The sequence below is a fragment of the Sinobacterium caligoides genome, from assembly GCF_003752585.1.
Lineage (GTDB): Bacteria > Pseudomonadota > Gammaproteobacteria > Pseudomonadales > Sinobacteriaceae > Sinobacterium > Sinobacterium caligoides.
Genome location: NZ_RKHR01000007.1, coordinates 102,556 through 124,860, shown reverse-complemented (window position 1 = coordinate 124,860; position 22,305 = coordinate 102,556). Strand labels below are relative to the sequence as shown.

The window sequence follows — 22,305 nt, the reverse complement described above, 5'->3', positions numbered from 1 at the left end:
GTGTTACCGCTGATGATCGTTTTTTGCCCATATGGGAAACTTGGCACTATGTATGCAGGGTTAGCTCAAATTTCTTTAAATACCCGCTCCGCTGAATAGAAGCAAGCGTTTTTGTTGCCGATTGATTGTGGGTAGTTTGGCGGCGCGAAGGTAATGGCGGGCTTTATGGCACGATTACTCGGCGAACTTGTGCGTATCTTCGCGGTGGACGGCGCTATTGTGGACAAACGCAGCAGAGCAACAGAGTGGCTGCGATATGATTGTAACAGTAGGGGGAAAAATAGCGGTAAAAGTAGAGGTAAAAATAGGAATAATTACGCATGGCTCTGGCCCCAATTTTACTGGATAGTAGCGGCCATCTAAGCACAGGCTGGTGCCTTGCCAGCTGACAATTACTCGGTCATTGAAGGCCTTGGAAGGATAATTTATGTTGGACGATGTAAAGCGGCGTTTGGAACAGGATCTGCTAGGTGAACGTGAGATTCCTGAGACGGCTTATTATGGTATTCATGCGCAGCGAGCGATCGATAACTTTCCGATCAGTGGTAGCGTGATTAGCGATGTGCCGCAGTTTATTCGCGGCATGGTTCAGACCAAGAAGGCAGCCGCCCTGGCTAACGGCGAACTCGGTACGATAGAGCAGGAAAAGACCCAGGCGATCATCCAGGCCTGTGACCTGATGCTTGAGACGGGCAAGGGCTTCGATCAGTTCAATATCGACCTGTTTCAGGGTGGCGCGGGTACCTCGGTCAATATGAACACCAACGAGGTGCTGGCAAACATTGCGCTGGAGCTGCTCGGCTATGAGAAGGGCCGCTACGATATTATCAACCCCAACGACCATGTGAATAAGTGCCAGTCAACCAACGATGCCTACCCGACAGGCTTCCGCGTTGCGTTGGTCCAGGACTGCGATAGCCTGCTGGAGGCGGTCGAATATCTCTGCGGTGTGATGAAAGATAAGTCGGAAGAATTTGACGATGTGTTAAAGATGGGCCGCACCCAGCTACAAGACGCCGTGCCGATGACCTTGGGTCAGGAGTTCAAGGCCTTCGCGGTGACGCTCAACGAAGAGCTGAAGAGTATTCAGCGCACGCAGAGTCTATTATTAGAGGTCAACCTCGGTGCGACGGCGATCGGCACCGGCCTGAATACTCCGGTGGAATATTCCAGCCTGGCGATACAGCGTCTGAGTGAGGTGACTGGCTATCCCTTTGTGGCGGCGGAAGACCTAGTTGAGGCGACGTCGGACTGTGGTGCCTATGTTAGCTTATCGGGTTCACTGAAGCGGGCGGCGGTTAAGCTGGGCAAAATCTGCAACGATTTGCGCCTGCTTAGCAGCGGCCCGCGCACCGGCTTCGGCGAGATTAACCTGCCACAGCTGCAGGCGGGCTCGTCGATCATGCCGGCCAAGGTCAACCCGGTCATCCCGGAGGTGGTCAATCAGATTGCCTTTAAGGTGATGGGCAACGATGTCACCATCACCATGGCAGCTGAGGCGGGTCAGCTACAGCTTAACGTGATGGAGCCGGTGATCGCACAGAGCATCTTCGAGTCGATCTCTCTGCTGAAGTCGGGCTGTTACGTGCTAGCGGATAAGTGTATTCGCGGCATCACCGCCAACGAACAGGTATGTTTTAACTCGGTACTTAACTCCATCGGCATCGTCACCTACCTCAACCCGTTCATCGGTCATGATGCCGGCGATGAGATCGGCAAGATCTGTGCACAGACTGGCCGTAATGTCCGCGAGGTGGTGCTGGAGATGGGCTTGCTGACCGAGCAGGAGGTCGACGAGATCCTCTCGGTAGAGAACCTAAAGCGGCCAAGCTACAAGGCCAAACTGCATAAGTACGCTTAAGGCGAGAGTTATGCACAGGATGGGAGGCGCCGATAGGGCGCCTTTTTTGTGGCTTACTTTTCCTGCAGCGCGGGGCTGCTGAAGCTGATGCCCTGCCAGCCGCTCTGCATGAAGTTGCGAATGTTCTGGTGATCATCACCCTGTGGGTTGGCTAATACGTCTTGTCGATAGAACTTGCCGAAGCAGGCGAGGGTCTGTGCGATGTCGAGCTGATTGAGTTGAGCGAAGGCGAATATCTTTGCCGAGCCTTCGTTAGTGCCGGCGGCATTGACGGTGTTGCCATTGCGAAACTCGGCCGGTGTGTAGTGATAGCAAGCCTCAATGGTGGCGATCACTTCGGTAAACTCAACCTGTTCAGGTTGTTGTTTGAGGCGGGCTAGTAATGTGCTCTTATCGGTCATAGTCGTTACTTATTGTTGATTGTGGATTGTGGATAACTGGGCGCTAGTGGTCGAGCTAGTAGTCAATTTTCTTGCGCAGAGACTTGGTCTTGGCATCTTTGGTTTTGCCGTCGAGGCGTCGCCTCTGCGAGCCCTTCGTGGGTTTGGTGGGGCGGCGTTTTTTCTCGACGACAGCGGCCTGCAGAATGATTTCCTTTAGGCGTAATAGCGCGTCCTCACGGTTTTTTTCCTGGGTGCGGAAGCGCTGTGCCTTGAGGATTAGCACTCCGTCCTTGCTGATGCGACTGTCTTTGAGCGCCAGTAAGCGCTCCTTGTAGAAGCTGGGCAGCGATGAGCGGCGGATGTCGAAGCGCAGGTGGATCGCCGTCGAGACCTTGTTGACATTCTGGCCGCCGGCACCCTGTGAGCGGATCGCGGAGAGTTCGACCTCCCACTCTTTTATCGACAGGTGTGAGTTGATCGTTAACATGTGGCGCGAGATAACCTCAGGTCTAGGGTGTGTGACTCGCCCGGGGCGAGGCTGATGAAGTCGAGGCCGGCGTTGGCGGTCTCGACACAGACCATCTGTTGGTAGGCGTGATCATCGAAGTGGCTGAGGCGTTTGGCCTTCTCGATCCACGGGTTCCAGACGACGGTGCTGTGGCTGTTGTCACTGTCGATATAGAGGTCGCTATTGGCGGTGTCGTGCAGGGTCAGGCGCGGTGGTTGGCGCTGATAGATGCGGTCGACTTCGCCGTCAAACGCCAGCTTGCCGCGCTGTTGTTGCGTCGACCAATGGTCGAGGGCATCTCGATAGTGGCAGCCGTCGAGACCTTGTAGCTGGACGTTATCGATGTGGCTGATGTCGAAGTAGCTATGCAGGGCGCTGCTGTAGTGAAACTTATCGGCACAGCGGTTGTGTACGGTAAAGGCGATGTCGAGATGCTGGCCAATGGTGACTCGGTATTCAAGACGTGTCTGAAAGGGCCAGAATGGCTGGCTGTGGCGAGGGATGTCCAGTTGTAACAGCAGCGTGGTGCTGTCTTCGCCTTCCTCTACGCTGACCAGTTGCCAAGCCTGTTCGCGGACGAAGCCGTGGGCGGAAGCATCGTCGAGCTGGCGGGTGGAATATTGCTCGGTGATGGTCTTCGGGTTGGCGTGTAGGCCGCCAAACCAGGGCCAGCAGATGGGGATGCCGCCACGCAGTGAGCGGCCTAGGCTGTAATCACAGTGTTCGCTGCACCACAGGACCGGGGTTTGTTGTTGCGGCTGGTAGTGGCTGATTTGCGCGCCTTGCAAGAAGAGACTGGCGCATGCGCTGGCATTCTCTACATCGATAGCGACGAGTTGACCCTGTTCCCTGAAGTTGACGCTTGTTTGTTGGTTGAAGCGTTGCTTCAGCTGCTCGATGAGCGTTGTGTTATCCATGATATCGTTATCGTCGTTGTCTCGCGGTGCATCGGCCGGGCGCAGAGTGGCGCACGATGGTGAAGAGCCTAGCTTACCGCAAATTGTCGTCGCCGATAAATCCTGTGGGGAAAATAAAGCGCGGCAGTACGCTGTTAGCAGAGACAAAAAAACCGGCACAGGGCCGGTTTTTTGAGCGCCAAAGGCGTTTACTTCTCGAGCTCGCCTTCACTGCCTGACTGGATTGCAGTCAGGGCGATGGTGTAGACAATGTCGTCGACGAGGGCGCCGCGAGACAGGTCGTTAACCGGCTTCTTCAAGCCCTGCAACATCGGGCCGACACTGACTACAGAGGCGCTGCGTTGCACAGCCTTGTAGGTGGTGTTACCGGTGTTGAGGTCGGGGAAGATGATGACGGTGGCTTTACCGGCAACGGGGCTATCCGGCGCCTTGCTGGCTGCAACGCTGGCGGTGGTTGCCGCATCGTACTGCAGAGGACCGTCGATCACGAGATCAGGGCGCAGCTCCTTGGCGATGCGTGTGGCCTCACGGACCTTCTCGACATCGGCACCGCTGCCTGAGCTACCAGTGCTGTAGGAGATCATCGCAACGCGTGGCGGAATACCAAAGGCGGCCGCAGAATCGGCGGACTGAATGGCAATGTCGGCCAGCTGCTGTGCGTCGGGGTCTGGGTTGACGGCGCAGTCACCGTAGACCATTACCTGATCGGGTAGGCACATGAAGAACACCGAGGAGACAAGGCTGGCGTCAGGCTTGGTCTTGATCAGCTGCAGTGCAGGCAAGATGGTGTTTGCCGTGGTGTGAACAGCACCTGAGACGAGGCCGTCAACGTCGTTCTGTTCGAGCATCATGGTGCCGAGGACGACGCTGTCTTCGAGCAGCTGACGAGCACGGACTTCGTTCATGCCCTTGTGCTTACGCAGCTCGACAAAGGAGTTGATGTAGTTGTTGCGGATGGTACGCGGGTCGATAACTTCGAAGTTTTGCTCAGGACGGCTCCAACCACGCTTCTCCAGCAGGTCATCGATGACCGCGGGATCGGCGAGTAGCTGACAGTGTGCGATGCCCTTGTTGGCTGAGATGATGGCAGCCTCGACGGTGCGTGGCTCATCACCCTCGGGTAGCACGACGGTCTTCTTCAGCGCCTTGGCGACACGCACTAAGTTGTAGCGGAAGGCCGCGGGAGAGAGGCGACGCTCGCCTTCGACGCTGATCACTTCGCGGAACTTCTCACGCTGTAGGTGGGCGACGACGTGATCAATGATCGAGGCAAAGCGCTCGGTGTCATCCTCAGGCGTGTAGGGGTAGAGTGCTGGCAGGCGCGTGGCCGTCGGGTAGGTGGCGGTCTTGGTGACCATAACGGGTAGGCCAAGCTCGAGCGCGGGGGCGATCAGCTTCATGGTGCCTTCTGAAGGCTGCAGGCCGCCAGTCAGCAGTACACCGGCTAGCGGATTGCCGCTAATCTCAGCGAGCGCTGCCGCCTGTAGTACGTCGTTGCGATCGCCAGAGGTGACGACCAGCGTGCCGGGCTGCAGGACTTCGACCAGGTTGCCGGGTGAGCGTGCGCCGATACTGACATGCTCGATGCGACGGCTTTCAGCCTGCCCCTTGTGTAGAATCTGTACCGGTAGTACGCGATTGATGTCGATGGTTCTCGGCGCCATCAGGCGGCTCTGCCAAGGAATGATACCGAACAGCTTGAAGTGGCCGCCGCGGAAGATAGGCAGCTGCTTTTCTAGTGCTTCAAGGCTGGGGATCTCACGTCCCTGGGTGTCGAACATCTCTGGGCGAATGGTGCCGTGTACGTCACGGGGAGCACCGGCCTTGTTGATAACGACACCGAGGGCGCGGCCGTGGATTGCTCCGCCGTAAGTCTCTGCAGCAATCTCTAGCTTGCGGTTCATGTGCTGAGGATTAACTTCGGTGTCGGTGGCAACCAGAATGACGCTGGCGTCTAGGGACTTGGCCAGTGCCGAGTTAACCTTGGTTGCGAAGGGGGTCGCGTCGTTGCTCGCCAAGCCCAGGACGATGACGATGTCGCAATCGGCGGCCTGTTCTTCGTAAGAGGCGACCATCAGCTCGAGGGCGTCGTCTAGCTCGCCATCGCTCATATACTGTTGTAGTTGTTCCATGCCCATGGCGGGTTTAGAGCCGAATGAGGCGCTCAAGCTCTGTACCGATTGGCTGACGGGGAGGAAGAAGCCCGCCTTTAAACCGCGCTGATCGGCGAGGTGCATGAGACCCATGGCGATGGAACTGGCGCCGGTGGAGGCGCCGAGGGGGCTGAGTAAGTAGGTATGTTGCATGAATAACTCCGCTTTATTGTCACGAGTATTACGGTCTCGTCTGCATTGGACGGCCGTAAAAAAGGCGACCTAGGTCGCCTAATTGTCGATGTTACGCCTGAGTGAGCTTCAGGGTGTGCTTGGCAATCATGAATTCTTCGTTGGTGTTGATCACCAAGATTGCTGGGCTGCCTTCGGCGGCGATGTTCGGGTGGCTACGGCCACGATCGGCGTTGGCTTGATCGTTGACTTTCAGGCCAAGAATTCTGAGTTGCTCGACGACGCGGCGACGCACTAGATCAGAGTTCTCACCGATACCACCGGTGAATACGAGGCCGTCGATGTGATCGAGGCTGGCACTGAGAGCGGCCAAGGTACGCGCTAGGCGGAAGATGAAAACGTCGAGGGCGAGTAGAGCGCCCTTGTGGCCTTCGGCGGCGGCTTCTTCGATACCACGACAATCGTTGGTGAGCTCAGAGAGACCAAGTAGGCCAGACTTCTTATTGAGGACGTCAGAAATCTCGTCGCCGCTCATGCCTTGTTGCTGTGCCATCCAGAGGATGATGCCGGGATCAACGTCACCGGAGCGCGTACCCATGACGAGACCTTCGAGAGGGGTCATGCCCATGGTGGTGTCGACTGAGTGACCGTCACGGATGGCGCTGGCGCTACAGCCGTTACCGAGGTGGGCGACTAGTAGCTGTGCCTCTTTCACGTCCTTGCCAAGTACGCGTGCGGCCTCTTGTGAGACGAACTCGTAGCTGGTGCCGTGCATGCCATAGCGACGGATTGAGTGCTCGCGGTAGAGCTCTTGAGGGATCGCGTACTGGAACACTTTCTCAGGCAGTTGGGCGTGGAAAGAGGTGTCGAATACGGCAACCTGAGGCAGCTCAGGGAAGGCTGCCTGAGCCGCTTCAATACCGGCTAGGTTTGCGGCAGAGTGCAGTGGCGCCAAGTGAGAGCAGGCGGCAATCTCTTCGAGTGCGGCGGCGTCAATTAGCGTGGGTACGCGGAACTTCTCGCCGCCTTGAACGACACGGTGGCCGATAGCAACAGGCTTGGCACCTTCTGGCAGGGCCTCGATCACTTTGGCAATGGCAGAAGCCATAGAGCCGTCGCTGATCGCTGACTCGGTTTTTACGCCGTCATTCTTGATTTTGATGACAGCTTGCGGGCTGCCCAAGCGCTCTGCGAGACCGTCGAAATTGCTGTCGCCGCTAACCGCGTCAACGAGGGCAAACTTTAAGCTTGAGCTACCTGCGTTTAAAACCAGAATCCAGTTGTTCATAAGACCGCCATGTTGTGTGAGTATTACTCAGAAGAGGTGCCAACTAAAAGCATAGTTGGTAAGTATTGCTTCGCAGGAATAGCCTGTATGTATGAATCGTTAATTGATTCAACCAATGTTTAGGCACCATGCTCTGTGGGGCAATTTTTGCACATGTTAATCCTGTTGATTTACTGCAACAATACGCAGATCCCGTAAGGGCAGTAGATTTTTGGTTCGACCCTATGTTTTTTAAACTTTGTTGATTTAGGCGGTGTTTTGCCCATGGCGTTACAAGAAGTACATCGAGAAAAAGATGAGTGGGGAGAGCTATCGGTGGTGGATGACGGTGCTTATCGTTACCTCTGTTTTGCCGAGGGTGACGAGCAGAGTTGTCAGCTCAAGGCGCAGCCACAGATCTTACAGCATGAATATACCCAGGCGATGTGCCTGGCGCTGTTAATAAGTGTGCCGAAAAATGTTGTGATACTGGGGTTGGGCGGTGGTTGCCTGGTGAGTGCTATTCATCATTGCCTACCTGGGGTGAAAATTAGAGCCGTCGAGCTGCGCCCTCAGGTGGTTGATGTCGCTTATCGTCACTTCCGCTTGCCACGATCGAAGCGGCTGCAAATCATTATCGATGATGCGATCGACTTTATTGCTCGTGACGAGGTGAAGAAGACCGATATTCTGTTTGCCGATCTTTATACCGGCGATGGTGTGGACAACAGACAAACTGAGCAGGCCTTTATTCGGCGTTGTCACAGCTTGTTGAAGTCGGAGGGGGTGTTGGTGTTGAACTGTTGGCGCGAACACCGCTACGAATATGCCATACAGGAGGTGCTGACGGCGCTATTTGTCGAAGTTTGGGTCTGTGTGACTGGCAGTGGCAACTGGGTGATCATTGCCAGCCGTCGGCCGTCGGCGGCGAGTAATAAACAGTTGAAACAGCGTGCTCAGCAGTTGTCACAGCAACTGGGCTTCAACTTGACGGCGATGCTGGCGCGGATGCAGCCGCTTAGTGCCGCGGTGGAGGAGTAGCGGTGGCGAACGCTAAATTTGTAACCGGTAGGCCACTCAAACACATCATCACCATGACGCTGGCCTCGACGGTCGGTTTGCTAATGCTATTTACCTCCGACCTGGTCGATATGTACTTCCTCAGTTTGCTCGATCAGCGCTCACTGGTGGCGGCGATTGGTTTCGCGGGAACACTGCTGTTTTTTACCACCGCAGCCTGCATTGGTCTACAGGTGGGTATGGGGGCGCTGGTGGCGAAGTCGTTGGGTGCCGGTGATCGTCAGCGTGCCGGCGAATATTGTAGTTACGTGTTGCTCTATAGTCTGGTTGTGTCCGTGTTGCTGACGATCCCGATCTTTGTCTTTCTGCCAGAGCTATTGCGCTTTCTCGGTGCTAGTCATGAGACGCTAGATTACGCGGTACGCTATGGCCGGATCTTATTGCCGGCGACGCCTTTGCTGGCGCTGGGGATGGGGGCGGCAGCGGCGCTGCGAGCGCAGGGTGATGCCAAGCGCTCGATGTTAGTGACGGTGCTAGGGGCGCTGGTTAATGTGTTGCTGGACCCACTGTTTATCTTCACTTTTGGCTGGGGGCTGGAGGGCGCGGCGTGGGCCTCGGTGTGCTCGCGAGTGGCGCTGATGTTGTTGGCGCTGTATTGGATTCAATCAGAGCATCGGCTACCTCGAGCGATTACCTTTGCAGGTTTTATCGGCTCGTTAGGCACCGTGACGGCGATTGCTGGGCCGGCGATGTTGACGTCTCTGGCGACGCCGTTGGCGAGTAGCTTTGTGGTGAAGACGATGGCGCAGTACGGTGACGAGGCTGTCGCCGGCTCGGCTATTATCGGTCGTATTGTGCCAGTCGCCTTTGCGGCGATCTTTGCCCTGTCGGGGGCGGTCGGGCCTATCATCGGTCAAAATGCCGGTGCAGCACTCTATTGCCGGGTTAGGCGTACCATCATCGACGCGATGCTGGTTAATCTTGCTTACTGTCTATTTGCTTGGATGCTCTTATTCTTGCTGCGCGATGTGTTGATTGACAGTTTCAGCGCGACCGGCTTAGCGGCAGAGTTGATTGATTTTTACTGTCATTATCTCGTTTTGGGGTTTGTCTTTAGCGGTGTATTGTTTGTTGCTAATGCTGGCTTTAATAATTTGGGGCAGGCTTATATGGCGACGGTGTTTAACTTTGCACGCTCGTTATTAGGTGTCATCCCCTTCGTGTATTGGCTGTCGGCGCTGTATGGCCCAATGGGGGTGTTGATGGGCGAGGCCGCGGGCGTATTGCTTTTCGCCGTGTTGGCATTTTATATGGTGTTGCGACGGGTGAGGCGTCTGGAACTCGGCATCAGCAAACTGTCCGCTGACTGATGGCAGTGGAGTAAGAGGCGTCGATTCGCTAGAATCGCCTCTCAATCGTTTTAGAGCAGGGAGTGAGTCCGTTGACCAAGGCAAGTGAATTAAAGAAGGGGATGGTCGTTGAGATTAACGGCATGCCGCACATTGTAAAGACACTCGACGCTAAGAGTCCGTCTTCGCGAGGGGCTTCAACACTCTATAAGGTGCGCTTCAATAATTTGAAGACAGGGCAGAAGCTCGATGAGTCGTTCAAGGGTGATGACATGCTTAAGGATGCCGACTGCCTGCGCACGCAAGTACAGTACTCCTACTTTGATGGTGAGATGTACACCTTCATGAACCTGGATGATTATAGCCAATATACGTTGTCAACTGATGAGCTTGAGGGGCAGCTAGAGTACCTTGTGGAAGGTCTTGAAGGTATTACCGCGCTGTTGGTTGACGACCAGATTATTGCCATCGATTTGCCCACCGCGGTCGAAATGACGATCGTTGAAACGGCTCCGGGCATCAAGGGAGCGACCGCCACGGGAAGGACGAAACCGGCGACGCTGAGTACGGGGCTGGAGGTGCAGGTACCGGAGTATTTAGAGCCGGGTGAGGCAATCAAAGTAAACACCAGCAACAATAAGTTTATGTCGCGCGCTTAAAGAGGGGGTGGAGACTGTCGGTTTTCTGACACCTGCGTTTATTCCCTTTGATTTGGCTGTGTACCTGCAATGACGTGGGCGCCAGAGTGTGACGGGCGTCACGCTGTTGTCGATCGCTGTCGATGGATTTTACGCTGCCCATCGTTGTGGCTGGAGAACTGACGTTTTTTGTCAACACTACCGTCTAGTTTATTGAGTTGGCACGGTTGCTGCTGTATGAATATTGGTCAGTTTATTTTATTGCTTTGCTGTCGATTGTAAGCGAGCTGCCCGGCTGAGCGAAGCTGGATATAAAAAGATGATCAATAGCTCCAATCCAAGCCCTTGAAACGGTCCTCGTGACCGTTTTTTTCTGTCTTTTTTTTAATGTGAGCACCACGATTAATCGTCGCTTGTGATTCTAGAGCCATACTCTCGAGCTTGATACGTACGATCTCGCTAACTCCGCGCCACTAAAACCCCTGTCTTGGATCAACAATTAAAGCCCGAGGCCGCTTGGTGGTGTCGTTTTGCGATTAATTATCGTATCCTTGCCAGATATTTTGCCATCAAAACGGTCCTGAATTCCTCGCTATGACTATTACCCTGCAAGCTATTGATAAGAGTTGGGGCGCCTCCCATGTGCTCAAGAATGTCTCGCTGAGTTTCGCACCCGGTGAGACGACGGTGTTGCTGGGGCCAAGCGGTGCAGGTAAGAGCTCACTGCTGCGTATTTTGAATCTATTGGACACGCCGGATAACGGTACCTTAGTGGTCGCCGGTGACACCTTTAGTTTTCCTGCGCCGAAGAATAAGGCTTTTATCCAGCAGGCAAGACGATTGCGACAGAAGGTTGGCATGGTGTTCCAGCAGTATCATCTGTGGCCACATATGACGATCATGCAAAACCTGATTGAGGCACCCTGTAAAATATTGGGGTTGAGCAAGGTCGAAGCGACGGCTAAGGCTGAACAGCTATTGGCTCAGCTGAAGATCGGAGAGAAGGCGGCGGTCTTTCCCAGCCAACTGTCGGGTGGCCAGCAGCAGCGTGTGGCGATCGCGCGGGCACTGATGATGGAGCCTGAAGTGTTGTTGTTTGATGAGCCGACCGCGGCGCTCGATCCTGAGATTACCAATGAGGTGGCGCAGATTATTAAACAGCTTGCCGATATGGGGATTACCATGATTGTGGTGACCCACGAGGTGGGCTTTGCTAAAAGAGTGGCGTCGCGTGTCGTCTATATGGAGGCAGGGCGGATTGTTGAAGAGGGGCCTGCAGCTTGTATGCAAGAACCTAAAACCCCAGAATTTGAAAACTATCTAAAACACTAAAGAGGAATACGATGAAGAAATTACTTTGTTTTGCTGCAGCGATGTTGGCCAGCGTACCACTGTTTGCCCTCGACAAGATTACGTTTGCCACCGAGCCGACTTACCCACCGTTCGAGTATCTCGATGAGGCGGGTAACTACCAGGGCTTTGATATGGATCTAGCGCGTGCCGTGTGTGCGGCGGCTGAAGTTAAGTGTGAGTTCAAGAGTAATGATTTTGACAGCTTAATCCCCGGTCTGCGCTACCATAAGTTCGACGCTGTCATTGCCGCCATGGATGTCACCGAAGAGCGTAGCAAGGCCGTCGATTTTAGTAATGTGTATGTGGCAAACTCGGCCGTCTATGTTGCTCGCAGCGGTGATTTAAAAAGCATCCACGACCTGCACGGAAAGCGTGTAGCAGTGCAGAATGGCACGACCCATCTGAACTACTTAGACGATCGTATGAAGGCCGAGAAGATTACTATTGTGCCTTATAAAGGCTATCCCCAGGCTTATCTGGACTTAGGCAATAAGCGTGTCGATGCGGTGTTCTCAGACGCGGTGGTTGCCCATGAGTGGCTGGAAAAGCGCGGTAAAGGCAGCTTTGAGGTCGTTGGTGAGCCTGTGACCGATAGCAAGTACTTCGGTTCGGGCCTCGCCATTGCTGTACGCAAGGGCAATGCCGAGTTACTTGAGGTGATTAACAAAGCCTTGGCGAAGATAAAGGCCGATGGCACTTATCAGAAAATCTACGATAAGCACCTAGCGAACTAAGGCTCTATTAATGTTTGAACTCCCCATCATGAATGCTTTCGCGACTGCAGCGATGATGACGCTCGGTTTGGCGTTAACGGCGTTACTGTTCGGCTTCGTTTTCGCGCTGTTGTTTTGTGCGGGCGAAATGAGTAAGCATCGTTGGTTAAGTGTGCCGGTCAGCATTGCCGTAACGGTGGTGCGTGGGGTTCCTGAGATCTTAGTGGTGATGTTTGTTTATTATGGCAGCACCCAGGCGTTGTTTCTGCTGACCGACGACTACGTTGAGGTCAGCCCGTTTTGGTCCGGCGTCACCGCGCTGGCGCTGCTCTTCGCCGGTTATGCATCGCAGACGTTGCGGGCGGCGATCAATGCCGTGCCAAGCTCGCAGATGGCGGCGTGTCGTGCCCTAGGCATGTCGCCGCTGTACAGTTTCTTTCGCATCGTCTTGCCGCAGGCTTGGCGCTTTGCTCTACCGGGGCTAGGCAATCAGTGGATGGTGTTGCTAAAGGATACCGCGCTGGTCTCTCTCATCGGGGTGACGGAGCTGATGAAGCAGGCGAGCCTGACCTCAGCCACGAGTTATGAGCCATTTACCTACTACGCGTTGTCGGCGATGATCTATTTGCTGATTACGTTGCTCAGTCAGCAGCTAATGAAGTACTTGCGTCATCGTGCCGCACACTATGATCGACAGGCAGAGGCGTAAGTTATGGAGTGGTTGCAAGCGGTGATTGACGGTCTGTACTTGGACACTTTAACGGTTGGCGTGTTAACGACGCTGAAGTTGGCGCTGTTGAGTCTGCTAACCGGGGCGGCGATGGCTGCGGTCTTTACACTGATTCTCGAGTTAAAAGTGTTCCTACTCGAGTGGTTGGTGCGAGGCTTTATTTTGTTCTTTACCGGCACGCCGTTGCTGGTGCAGTTCTTTCTGATCTATTCGGGGCCAGGGCAGTTCGACTGGCTGCGAGAGAGCTGGCTCTGGGAGTATCTCAGTCAACCATTCTTCTGCGCGGTATTGGCGTTGGCGATGAATACAGCGGCCTACTCTGCGCTGTTGTTCAAGGGCGCGCTAGAGGCCGTACCATCGTCGGATTGGTTGGCCTGTAAGGCGCTGGGAATGAATACTCGGCAGACGCTGTCAGTAGTCGTCTCGCGTGCGTTGAGGCAGGTCCTGCCCGCTTACTCGAACGAGGTGATTATGGTGCTAAAAGGGACCTCGCTGGCCAGCACGATTACCATTATGGACTTGATGGGCTATGCGCAGCGTATTAATGCGCAGACCTATGATACGTTAACGGTATTTACTGTTGCCGGCGCCTATTACCTGGTCATCACCGCGCTGTTGACGCTGGGCTTTAGGTTGTTGGAGCGACGCGCGTTACGCTTTCAGTCGGTGAGTTAGTCGTTAATTATTGAGCGTACGATGGCAGTTGTACGAAGATAAAGAAGGCCGAGTACTGGGTAAGCTAGTGCTCGGCCTTTTACGTTAAATAGGCTGTTGTGACGAATGCTGTCATCTGCGCGCTGCAATAATCTCAGGGAGTAGGCTTGAGTACTTGACTGTATTTATATACAGTGAATAAATGAGATTGTTTATTGCAGAAAAACCCAGCCTTGGTCGGGCCATCGCCGCGGTGCTCGCCAAGCCGCATCGCAAGCAAGACGGCTGCATTTATAGTGCTGACGGTGATTGTGTGACCTGGTGTGTGGGCCATTTGTTGGAGCAGGCGGAGCCGCAACACTATGACCCAGCCTTCAAAAAGTGGTCGCTAGAGCACCTGCCCATCGTGCCGGAAAATTGGCAGTTAATGCCGAAGGCAAAGACGAAAAAGCAGCTGGCGGTGATTAAATCATTACTGCGCGAGGCGGATAGTGTCGTACACGCCGGCGACCCGGATCGGGAGGGGCAGTTATTGGTCGACCAGGTACTGGCCTATCTCGGCGTTAAAGGTGAGCGAGCAGCGTCGGTGCAGCGGCTGTTGATCAGTGATCTAAACCCGCCTGCGGTGCGCCAGGCATTGACTCAGTTACGCAGCAACCGAGAGTTTATCCCGTTATCGACCTCAGCGCTGGCTCGCTCGAGGGCGGATTGGCTCTATGGTATCAACATGACCAGGGCCTATACCTTGCAGGGGCGCAAGGTGGGCTATGATGGCGTGTTGTCAGTAGGTCGAGTGCAGACGCCGGTACTCGGCTTGGTGGTCAAGCGTGATGCAGAGATCGAACATTTCGTCAGCCACCCCTTCTATCAGGTGGAAGCGTTGCTGGAGCCTATAGGAGTAGCTGACGAGGATGCGGGGAAGAGGTTTAGTGCCAGCTGGCAGCCGAGCGAGGCCTGCCGTCCCTATCAGGATGAGCAGGGGCGGGTAATTAGTAAGCCGCTAGCGGAGAATGTGTGCTCGCGTATCGAGGGTCAGCAAGGGGTGGTAAAGGCCGTTGATAAGCGTCTTAAGAAGTACAATGCGCCGTTACCGTTTAACTTATCGGCACTACAGATTGAGGCGAGTAAACGCTTTGCGATGACGGCGCAGCAAGTGTTGGAGCACTGCCAGCAGCTCTATGAGCGCTACCAGTTAATTACTTATCCACGCTCGGATAGCCGTCATCTGCCTGTTGCTCAACACGCTATGGCGCCGCGAGTGTGTGCGTCGCTGGCGGAGAATATAAGCGAGTTAGCGCAGGAGTTGACTGCGGTCGACTACAGTCGACGCAGCCGTGCCTGGAACGATAGCAAGGTGGACGCCCATCACGCGATCATTCCGACGGAGAAACGTATGGCCGTGGCGTCGCTGTCGGAGCCGTTACAGCAACTCTACTTACTGATTAGTCGCTTCTACTTGGCGCAGTTCTACCCGCCCTATCAATATAATGAGACGGCGGTCCGGGTCGAGATTGCCGGCGGTATGTTTGTGGCAAAGGCCAAGCAGCTCGTCGATGTGGGCTTTAAGCGTGTCCTTCCTGACCGCCGCCAGCAGCAGGATAGTTTCTTGCCGCCGCTGGTCGTCGGCCAATCCTGCCTCTGCCGCACTGCAAAGCTGCTGGAAAAGCAGACGGAGCCGCCTAAGCCATATGACGATGCCACGCTGTTGGCGGCGATGACCGGCATTGCACGCCATGTCAGCAGCGCAGAGGTGAGGAAAATATTGAAGGACACCGATGGTCTGGGTACCGAGGCGACGCGAGCCGGTATTATCGAACTGTTGTTTAGGCGTAAATTTCTGCGCCGTGCGGCCAAGACGATCACCGCTACAGCGGCAGGTAGGGGGTTGGTCGCGAGTTTGCCTGAAAGCGCCACGACGGCGGATATGACGGCACAGTGGGAGGCGTCATTAAATGCGATTAGTGAGCGGCAGATACGGTATGGCTGTTTCATGCAGCCACTGCAGCAGTCACTCTATCCATTAATTGCCGAGGCTCAAGCGGTGCTGCCGGAGGCATTAAAAGGCTTGCCGGTAGAGAAGGGAGGAGGGGGGAAAAAGCGTCGTCGCTCAACAGGCGGTGGCAGGGGCAGCACTGCTGCAAAAGCACGTGCTGGTCGTCGCTAGATATTACCGTGCGAAGTGATAGTTGTTATCTTTTTTGGCGCAGTGGTTCGAGCACGCCTTCGACCCCCTCGGTTTTGATCTCTAGGGTTAACGCAAGCAGTGTGCCGAGTTCACCCTGTGGAAAACCCTGGCGACTGAACCACAGCAGGTAGGGTTCTGGAAGGTCGAGCAGTGTGCGCCCCTGGTACTTTCCGAAAGGCATCGTCTTATTGGCAATCTTTACGAGGTGTTGTTTCTCAATCATAGTGCTTGCTGGTGTAGGCTAAAAGGCCAGTGTAATCGAGATAGGCTTTTATCGATACAGCCTAGTTAGGCGAGGTCGGCCATGTTAACTTATCGTCGTGTTCTTTATAAACTTGCATTATAAGGCGTGTGGGGATAATAATTGTTTGGCTGGTTTGAAGCTCGTCGTAAGAAAGAGCTTAAAGGCGGTAAGATATTACTATTTTTTTTAAAGGTGGTTGCCTAATCTGACTCCTGTCACAGAGTAGGCTAACTAGATGAGAGGTACGTATGCACGACACTGCGGGCCGTAGAAAAGATAGGTTGATGAGCGAGAGCCTTCAGCAAGAGTTAAACTACTCGCTGTTGTATGTCCATAACACCCTGGAGAAGCTCAGTGAGCTGTACAGCGGTACCTTATTGTCACAGTTGCATGAGGAATACAGTGAGGCGATTGCTGTCTTAAACCGTGTCTCCGAGCAATCGCTGCAGGATGAAGATGTCGAGCGCTTTGGCTTTATTCGCCTAGTGTTAGCTGCCGTCGCAGAATACTCTTTGAACCCGGTACAGGCACCCGCCATCAACCGACTGTTGATAAGTCAGTTAAACTGCTTGATCGATATTGAGCGGCGCCATAGGACGAGTGCCGTGGCGGGTTAGTGGTATTAGGCCGAAAAATCGATCACCATGCTGTTAAAACACCCCGCTGATGTCTAGTGTATTAAAGGTTGTTGGGCGCTTACTTGCAAAGTGCAGGCAGTCGTTGCACGATGAGCTGTCGATGGCCCGGCCATCTCCTACAAAGGCGAGAGTTTAGTGAGTGATCAGTTTAAGTTATTAAGTGAGAGACGGTTCCTGCCATTATTCGTTACCCAGTTTCTTGGCGCCTTTAATGATAACGTCTTTAAAAATGCCCTCATTGTACTTTTACTGTTCGGTACTGCGAGCAACGCCGAGCAGGGCAGCCTATTAGTTAACTTGGCTGCCGGGTTATTTATTCTGCCTTTTTTCTTATTTTCGGCGCTTGCTGGTCAGCTTGCGGATAAGTACGACAAGGCAACGTTAACCCGGGGTGTTAAGGCCGCGGAATTAATGATCATGGCTTTAGCCTGTTTTGCTTTGTATAGCGGCCAAGTCTGGTTGATGCTATTTATTCTCTTTTTGATGGGGACTCAGTCGGCTTTTTTTGGCCCTATTAAATACTCAATATTACCGCAGATGCTCACCGAGGATGAGTTGGTAGCGGGTAATGCACAGATAGAAATGGGCACCTTTGTCGCGATTCTGCTGGGTACTATCTGCGGCAGTATGTTGGCAGGGCACTCGCAGGCCATGCTGTGGTTGTCTATTGTGCTTATCGCTGTTGCAGCAGCCGGTTTGTTGGCGAGCTTTTATATGCCGAGCGCTCCCTCTATATCGAGAGACCTTAAGGTTAAGCTAAACCCCTTCACGGAGACCACGAAGCTATTAAAGACGGCGGCCGAGAATCATCCGGTATTTTTATCATTATTGGCTATTTCCTGGTTTTGGCTGTTGGGGGCGGCTTATCTTACTCAGTTGCCAGCGCTAACCAAGGACAGTCTTGGTGGTAATAATAATGTGGTAACGCTATTGCTGTGTGCCTTTACCATTGGTGTTGGCGTTGGGTCGCTGCTGTGTGAACGGTTGTCGAAAGGCATGATTGAAATTGGTATCGTACCTTTGGGTTCGATCGGTCTTAGTTTGTTCGGTATCGACCTTTATTTTGCCATTAATAATTTTCAGCCATTGGCAGTGGCCGGTGAGTTTATTGGTGCGGGGGGGTTTCTCTCCAGCCACCATGCCATTAGGATACTGGTCGATATTGCCATGCTGGGCATATTTGGCGGCTTTTATACCGTGCCGCTTTACGCGTTTATCCAGGCAAACTCCGCGCCGAAACAGAGAGCGCGAATCATTGCTGCGAACAATATTTTAAACTCGCTGTTTATGGTAGTGAGCTCACTGCTCGCCATTCTTGTCTTAAGTAAGCTGCATTATAGTATTGCAGAGTTCTTCCTGTTCCTATCGGTGGTGAATATCGCCGTTAGTCTCTACATCTATTCGACGGTGCCAGCGTTTACGGTACGCTTTTTGATTTGGATGTTGACCCATACGATGTACCGCGTGACGCACCGGGGGTTAGATAATATCCCTAAGCAGGGCGCGGCGATTATCGCGGCGAATCATGTCAGCTATGTTGATGCGTTGTTGATGGGGGGGGCGATCCGTCGGCCGATACGTTTTATCATGCTTAAAAGCATCTATGATATTCCTGTCTTGCATTATATTTTTAAGGTGGGAAGGACGGTGCCAATTGTCTCCAGTCATGTCGATAGCGAGGTGTATGACCGTGCTATGCGTGATATTAAGGAAGGGCTTGAGGCTGGTGACTTGTTCTGTATTTTCCCCGAAGGTAAGTTGACGACGACGGGGGAAATGAATGAGTTTAAGGCGGGGATAGAGAGGATTATCGCCGAGACACCAGTACCCGTTGTGCCAGTGGCGCTAGCCGGGTTATGGGGGAGTTTTTTCAGTCACCGTGGCGGCCCGGCGTTGTCGAAGCTGCCGAGACGTTTTTACTCGAAAGTGGAAATCGTCGCGGAGACGCCGATGGCGGCTGAGGGTTTTAGTGTGCAGGAGCTGCAGTACAGTATTGCAGAGATGTTGCAACAGAGCGAAAGCCGCAACAAGTCCAAGCACGACTCAGAGGAGGCGAACTAGTTTATTTTTCGTCGCTCATTTTGTTGTAGGGCCAATAGAAGTGGCCAATGCGCATCACGGTGGTAGAGGCGGTCAAAATAAAGATGGCGATGGAGAGTATAATGAGTTGCGTACTGTCCATCTCCTTCATGCCGAGAATAATATAGCGAGCGATGGCGATAACCGCGATGTAGATTGGATAGCGTACCGGTAGTTTCCCGTGGCTGGCGTATTGGTGCACCATGGCTAATATTTCGAGATAGATAAACAGCAATAGGATGTCGCTCAGCGCAACATAGCCAACCTGATAGATAAGGTGGAACTCTTCTGCGATAGCGGCAATGGTGGCGAGAGTGATACTGATCAGCAGCACCGCCTCTATCCAACCGATGACTTTATTGAGGGGTTTGCGAATGCTGAGAGGAAGATTGCTTTCGTCCATGACTACTCCTGCGACGGTCTTTAAGGAAGAGGGGCGCTACCTTAGCACAGCTGTGATGATGGATGAACCGTACTGTTTGCGAGCCTTTTACTACAGACTGATCGTTCTGACAATGTTGTGGCGCTGATGATGTGTATCGCCGAACCATTGCAGTCTCTGCTGGTGACTTGTGGGCGGCCGATAGTAAGCTAATATTAGCTACCTGCGGTTTTAGTTTTGTTGTTGTTAAGGTGTTCCCTATCACCACACTCACCGGTGTATGCGGGTAGTGAGGCATTAAGTTGATTCGAAAATTCACCTTTAACAGGCTGTTGTTAGCAGATAAAACATTACGCATGTAGTAAGCTTTAAATTTGCTACGTGCTGTGTAACACTTTGCTTATTTATAAATATAACAAGTTGATTTTTGGAGGCAATATGCTCGACAATTTCTTTAACGGTAAGCGCCCTGCGGGCGTGGCTGACACCATCGATATCACCCAGTACGACTCCATTGTCGAAGTGTTAGATAAGGCCTGCAAAGATAATGCTGAGCGGCCCGCCTTCACCAACCTTGGTTACACATTAAGCTTTGCAGATCTAGATCGCTTAAGCGCAGATTTTGCTGCTTACCTAGAGCACGAGACCGACCTACAGCCGGGTGATCGTGTCGCCGTACAGATGCCAAACTTACTGCAATTTCCTGTTGCTGTCTTTGGTGCAATGCGCGCTGGGATGGTGGTGGTAAATACTAATCCGCTTTACACCACGCGCGAGATGAAACACCAATTTAACGACTCTGGTGCCAAGGCGCTTATCGTCGTTGATATGTTTGGTCATATGGTTGAAGAAATCTTAGCGGAGACGCCGCTCGAGCATGTCATCGTTACTAGCATCGGCGATATGGTGCCAGGTCTTAAAGGGCATGTTATTACCGGCCTGATGAAGTACGTGAAGAAGATGGTGCCGCCCTATAACCTGCCGAAGGCGGTGAAGTGGCGTCAGGCACTGTCGTCGGCAGCTGGTAAGGGCTATACACCGCGGCCAGCGACTCGGGAAGACCTCGCCATTTTGCAATATACTGGTGGCACGACGGGCGTCGCTAAAGGGGCGATGTTAACGAATAAAAATATTCTGGCGAATATGCTTCAGGTTAAGGCTGCGCTACACCAGAAGAATGACAAGGGCCAGCCGATTTTTGGTCGCGGCACTGAGACCGTCGTTGCGCCATTACCGCTCTATCATATTTACTCTTTTACCGTGCACTGCATGTGTATGCTGGAAATGGGTAATCACAGCATTTTAATTACCAATCCGCGCGATCCGAAGATGTTTATTAAGATGATTAAAGATCGCGCTATCACTGGTTTTATTGGTCTAAATACCTTATTCGTCTCATTGATGGATCACCCAGACTTCAAGCTGATCGATTTCTCCAAGTTATCGATGACGCTATCGGGTGGTACGGCGCTGGTGAAAGACACCAGTTTACGCTGGAGAGAGGCGACAGGAATTACCATCTCGGAGGCCTATGGTTTGACAGAGTGCTCCCCGGCTGTGTGTGTTAACCCACTCGGAGAGCAAGCTCAGATTGGTACTATCGGGCTGCCGCTACCGGGTACTGATCTCAAGTGTATCGATGCCGATGGAAGTGAAGTTGCACTTGGTGAGCGTGGTGAGCTCTGTGTTCGCGGCGATCAGGTGATGAAAGGCTATTGGCAGCGCCCAGACGCGACAGCAGAGGTATTGAGTGAGGACGGCTGGCTGCGTACCGGCGATGTGGCGGTGATTGCTGAAGATGGCTTCGTCAAGATAGTCGATCGGATTAAAGATTTGATTCTGGTTTCTGGTTTTAATGTCTACCCGAATGAGATCGAAGACGTCGTTTCTAGTCACCCTGACGTGGTTAACTGCGCGGTGATTGGTGTTGCCGATGAAAAGTCGGGAGAGGCGCCGAAGCTATTTGTTGTCACGCACAATACAGCGCTGAAAAAAGAACAGTTAATGGATTATTGTAGAGAGCATCTTACCGGCTATAAGCTGCCGCGATACATTGAGTTTCGTGATGAGCTGCCAATGACACCGGTCGGAAAGATCCTGCGACGGGAGTTGCGCGACAGTGACGCTGCGTAGTTATTGCTGACGTAGAAAAGCCCGCGGCAAAAGCATTTGTTGCGGGCTTTTTTTTTGCTATTTTTTAATGTTGTATCTGCTGCTCGCTTTCAATTTCTGCCAAGTGTTGCTGGTAGGCGTATTTAACGGCTTTAGATTCAGTAACCCCCTGGCTAATCAGCTCATTAATTAATGTAATGCGTTGCTGTTGTACAGCTTGCGGGGGGATCTTGGCCAGTACGTTGGCCAGTATTTCCTGATCGATAAAATGTTTCGACATAACACTATTCCGGCTTGGGTTAGCAGACTTTATTTAGAATTATTAAGCTGGATGTTAGAGCGTTGCCGTTGAGCTATCGATGCGTTGCGTCAATCTTGCGTGCAAGTGAATGGATTGTAACGGTGCTGCTGTTGAATGTTCTCGAAACTGCGAACTGGGACAAGTTCTAGGATGGGCGAGAAGCTTGGCTTGGTTGCCTTGGCTGTTCTCGCCGTTGGGCGCTAGCGTTGCTGAGCGAGGTAGCGATCCAGTGCATTGGCGAAAGTTTGTTTGTCTTTGGCGCTCATCGCGCTGGGACCGCCTCCGACTTCGCCACTTGAGCGCATTGTCTCCATGAAGTCACGCATATTGAGTTTTTGGCGGATATTTTGCGCGGTATAAGCCTCTCCTCGGCTGGTGATAACAAGCGCACCCTTTTCGATCAGTTCGGCGGCGAGGGGGATGTCAGAGGTAATGACCAGGTCGCCGGCTTGTGCTTGCTGAACAATATAGTCGTCGGCGACATCGAAGCCAGATTGTACTTGTACCATTTTAATCAGAGGTGACTTGGCAACGTGTATTGAGTGATTAGCGACGAGTGTCAATGCTGTTTTGGAGCGGATGGCGGCCCGAAACAGAGTCTCCTTAATCGCGTTAGGGCAGGCGTCGGCATCGACCCAAATGGACATAATATTGTACCTTTCGATGAATAGAGTGGGTACTCTATA

The 22,305-nt window shown here is 53.1% G+C and carries 21 protein-coding genes; 12 read left to right on the top strand and 9 right to left on the bottom strand.

From position 1 onward, the window contains the following. The first annotated feature begins 427 nt into the window (after positions 1-427). Positions 428-1,861 carry an aspartate ammonia-lyase gene (gene aspA / locus EDC56_RS16975; RefSeq protein WP_123713773.1) on the top strand — a complete coding sequence of 478 codons (1,434 nt, stop codon included), beginning with the start codon at positions 428-430 and terminating at the stop codon, positions 1,859-1,861. Positions 1,862-1,914: 53 nt separating this feature from the next. Here the strand turns inward: aspA and EDC56_RS16970 are convergent, their stop codons facing one another. From EDC56_RS16970 to EDC56_RS16950, 5 genes are all read right to left on the bottom strand, one after another. Next, positions 1,915-2,262, bottom strand: coding sequence for a HopJ type III effector protein (locus EDC56_RS16970; protein ID WP_123713772.1), 348 nt, complete (start codon positions 2,260-2,262; stop codon positions 1,915-1,917). A gap of 55 nt (positions 2,263-2,317) precedes the next feature. After that, positions 2,318-2,731 carry an alternative ribosome rescue aminoacyl-tRNA hydrolase ArfB gene (arfB, locus tag EDC56_RS16965; RefSeq protein ID WP_123713771.1) on the bottom strand — a complete coding sequence of 138 codons (414 nt, stop codon included), beginning with the start codon at positions 2,729-2,731 and terminating at the stop codon, positions 2,318-2,320. After that, positions 2,725-3,669, bottom strand: coding sequence for a D-hexose-6-phosphate mutarotase (locus tag EDC56_RS16960; protein ID WP_123713770.1), 945 nt, complete (start codon positions 3,667-3,669; stop codon positions 2,725-2,727). Before EDC56_RS16960 ends, arfB begins: the two co-directional genes overlap by 7 nt. 188 nt (positions 3,670-3,857) lie before the next feature. Then, positions 3,858-5,975 carry a phosphate acetyltransferase gene (pta, locus tag EDC56_RS16955; protein WP_123713769.1) on the bottom strand — a complete coding sequence of 706 codons (2,118 nt, stop codon included), beginning with the start codon at positions 5,973-5,975 and terminating at the stop codon, positions 3,858-3,860. Positions 5,976-6,066: 91 nt separating this feature from the next. Continuing rightward, the gene (locus tag EDC56_RS16950; protein ID WP_123713768.1) at positions 6,067-7,242 is read right to left on the bottom strand and encodes an acetate/propionate family kinase; all 1,176 of its coding nucleotides are present in this window, start codon (positions 7,240-7,242) and stop codon (positions 6,067-6,069) included. 264 nt (positions 7,243-7,506) lie between these two features. On the opposite strand from EDC56_RS16950, the gene EDC56_RS16945 reads away from it, so the two are divergent. From EDC56_RS16945 to EDC56_RS16910, 8 genes are all read left to right on the top strand, one after another. Further along, entirely contained in the window at positions 7,507-8,262 is a 756-nt protein-coding gene (locus tag EDC56_RS16945; protein ID WP_123713767.1) for a spermine/spermidine synthase domain-containing protein, read from the top strand. A gap of 2 nt (positions 8,263-8,264) precedes the next feature. Then, positions 8,265-9,611, top strand: coding sequence for an MATE family efflux transporter (locus tag EDC56_RS16940; protein ID WP_245980734.1), 1,347 nt, complete (start codon positions 8,265-8,267; stop codon positions 9,609-9,611). Positions 9,612-9,673: 62 nt separating this feature from the next. Then, entirely contained in the window at positions 9,674-10,249 is a 576-nt protein-coding gene (efpL, locus tag EDC56_RS16935) for an elongation factor P-like protein EfpL (RefSeq protein ID WP_245980733.1), read from the top strand. Positions 10,250-10,822: 573 nt separating this feature from the next. Further along, a complete protein-coding gene (locus tag EDC56_RS16930) occupies positions 10,823-11,560 on the top strand; it encodes an ATP-binding cassette domain-containing protein (protein WP_123713766.1) in 738 nt (245 codons plus the stop codon). A gap of 11 nt (positions 11,561-11,571) precedes the next feature. After that, positions 11,572-12,315, top strand: coding sequence for a transporter substrate-binding domain-containing protein (locus tag EDC56_RS16925; protein ID WP_123713765.1), 744 nt, complete (start codon positions 11,572-11,574; stop codon positions 12,313-12,315). 10 nt (positions 12,316-12,325) lie between these two features. Beyond that, positions 12,326-13,003: an arginine ABC transporter permease ArtQ gene (artQ, locus tag EDC56_RS16920; RefSeq protein WP_211333741.1), complete on the top strand. Its 678-nt coding sequence runs from the start codon at positions 12,326-12,328 to the stop codon at positions 13,001-13,003. Between the two features lie 3 nt (positions 13,004-13,006). Then, complete coding sequence (gene artM / locus EDC56_RS16915; RefSeq protein ID WP_123713764.1) at positions 13,007-13,699, top strand: arginine ABC transporter permease ArtM; 693 nt, start codon at positions 13,007-13,009, stop codon at positions 13,697-13,699. 181 nt (positions 13,700-13,880) lie between these two features. Next, a complete protein-coding gene (locus tag EDC56_RS16910) occupies positions 13,881-15,842 on the top strand; it encodes a DNA topoisomerase III (protein WP_123713763.1) in 1,962 nt (653 codons plus the stop codon). Between the two features lie 25 nt (positions 15,843-15,867). Here EDC56_RS16910 and EDC56_RS16905 read toward each other — a convergent pair whose 3' ends face one another. Further along, entirely contained in the window at positions 15,868-16,086 is a 219-nt protein-coding gene (locus EDC56_RS16905) for a DUF3820 family protein (RefSeq protein ID WP_123713762.1), read from the bottom strand. A 305-nt stretch (positions 16,087-16,391) separates the two neighbouring features. On the opposite strand from EDC56_RS16905, the gene EDC56_RS16900 reads away from it, so the two are divergent. Together EDC56_RS16900 and EDC56_RS16895 are read left to right on the top strand one after the other, a co-directional pair. Beyond that, a complete protein-coding gene (locus EDC56_RS16900) occupies positions 16,392-16,724 on the top strand; it encodes a hypothetical protein (RefSeq protein ID WP_123713761.1) in 333 nt (110 codons plus the stop codon). A gap of 156 nt (positions 16,725-16,880) precedes the next feature. After that, positions 16,881-18,806 carry an MFS transporter gene (locus tag EDC56_RS16895; protein WP_123713760.1) on the top strand — a complete coding sequence of 642 codons (1,926 nt, stop codon included), beginning with the start codon at positions 16,881-16,883 and terminating at the stop codon, positions 18,804-18,806. Between the two features lies 1 nt (position 18,807). Here EDC56_RS16895 and EDC56_RS16890 read toward each other — a convergent pair whose 3' ends face one another. After that, a complete protein-coding gene (locus EDC56_RS16890; protein ID WP_123713759.1) occupies positions 18,808-19,227 on the bottom strand; it encodes a phosphate-starvation-inducible protein PsiE in 420 nt (139 codons plus the stop codon). Between the two features lie 417 nt (positions 19,228-19,644). Here EDC56_RS16890 and EDC56_RS16885 point away from each other — a divergent pair, with 417 nt between their 5' ends. Further along, a complete protein-coding gene (locus tag EDC56_RS16885) occupies positions 19,645-21,339 on the top strand; it encodes an AMP-binding protein (protein WP_123713848.1) in 1,695 nt (564 codons plus the stop codon). 64 nt (positions 21,340-21,403) lie between these two features. Here EDC56_RS16885 and EDC56_RS16880 read toward each other — a convergent pair whose 3' ends face one another. Together EDC56_RS16880 and EDC56_RS16875 are read right to left on the bottom strand one after the other, a co-directional pair. After that, positions 21,404-21,598: a hypothetical protein gene (locus EDC56_RS16880; protein WP_123713758.1), complete on the bottom strand. Its 195-nt coding sequence runs from the start codon at positions 21,596-21,598 to the stop codon at positions 21,404-21,406. A 221-nt stretch (positions 21,599-21,819) separates the two neighbouring features. Next, positions 21,820-22,266, bottom strand: coding sequence for a YaiI/YqxD family protein (locus EDC56_RS16875; RefSeq protein ID WP_123713757.1), 447 nt, complete (start codon positions 22,264-22,266; stop codon positions 21,820-21,822). Positions 22,267-22,305: the final 39 nt, after the last annotated feature.

Bases quoted from the DNA above. Each gene is read 5' to 3' on its own strand.
- aspA (WP_123713773.1), top strand. From the start codon at position 428: ATGTTGGACGATGTAAAGCGGCGTTTGGAACAGGATCTGCTAGGTGAA.
- EDC56_RS16970 (WP_123713772.1), bottom strand. From the start codon at position 2,262: ATGACCGATAAGAGCACATTACTAGCCCGCCTCAAACAACAACCTGAA.
- arfB (WP_123713771.1), bottom strand. From the start codon at position 2,731: ATGTTAACGATCAACTCACACCTGTCGATAAAAGAGTGGGAGGTCGAA.
- EDC56_RS16960 (WP_123713770.1), bottom strand. From the start codon at position 3,669: ATGGATAACACAACGCTCATCGAGCAGCTGAAGCAACGCTTCAACCAA.
- pta (WP_123713769.1), bottom strand. From the start codon at position 5,975: ATGCAACATACCTACTTACTCAGCCCCCTCGGCGCCTCCACCGGCGCC.
- EDC56_RS16950 (WP_123713768.1), bottom strand. From the start codon at position 7,242: ATGAACAACTGGATTCTGGTTTTAAACGCAGGTAGCTCAAGCTTAAAG.
- EDC56_RS16945 (WP_123713767.1), top strand. From the start codon at position 7,507: ATGGCGTTACAAGAAGTACATCGAGAAAAAGATGAGTGGGGAGAGCTA.
- EDC56_RS16930 (WP_123713766.1), top strand. From the start codon at position 10,823: ATGACTATTACCCTGCAAGCTATTGATAAGAGTTGGGGCGCCTCCCAT.
- EDC56_RS16925 (WP_123713765.1), top strand. From the start codon at position 11,572: ATGAAGAAATTACTTTGTTTTGCTGCAGCGATGTTGGCCAGCGTACCA.
- artQ (WP_211333741.1), top strand. From the start codon at position 12,326: ATGTTTGAACTCCCCATCATGAATGCTTTCGCGACTGCAGCGATGATG.
- artM (WP_123713764.1), top strand. From the start codon at position 13,007: ATGGAGTGGTTGCAAGCGGTGATTGACGGTCTGTACTTGGACACTTTA.
- EDC56_RS16910 (WP_123713763.1), top strand. From the start codon at position 13,881: ATGAGATTGTTTATTGCAGAAAAACCCAGCCTTGGTCGGGCCATCGCC.
- EDC56_RS16905 (WP_123713762.1), bottom strand. From the start codon at position 16,086: ATGATTGAGAAACAACACCTCGTAAAGATTGCCAATAAGACGATGCCT.
- EDC56_RS16900 (WP_123713761.1), top strand. From the start codon at position 16,392: ATGAGCGAGAGCCTTCAGCAAGAGTTAAACTACTCGCTGTTGTATGTC.
- EDC56_RS16890 (WP_123713759.1), bottom strand. From the start codon at position 19,227: ATGGACGAAAGCAATCTTCCTCTCAGCATTCGCAAACCCCTCAATAAA.
- EDC56_RS16885 (WP_123713848.1), top strand. From the start codon at position 19,645: ATGCTCGACAATTTCTTTAACGGTAAGCGCCCTGCGGGCGTGGCTGAC.
- EDC56_RS16880 (WP_123713758.1), bottom strand. From the start codon at position 21,598: ATGTCGAAACATTTTATCGATCAGGAAATACTGGCCAACGTACTGGCC.
- EDC56_RS16875 (WP_123713757.1), bottom strand. From the start codon at position 22,266: ATGTCCATTTGGGTCGATGCCGACGCCTGCCCTAACGCGATTAAGGAG.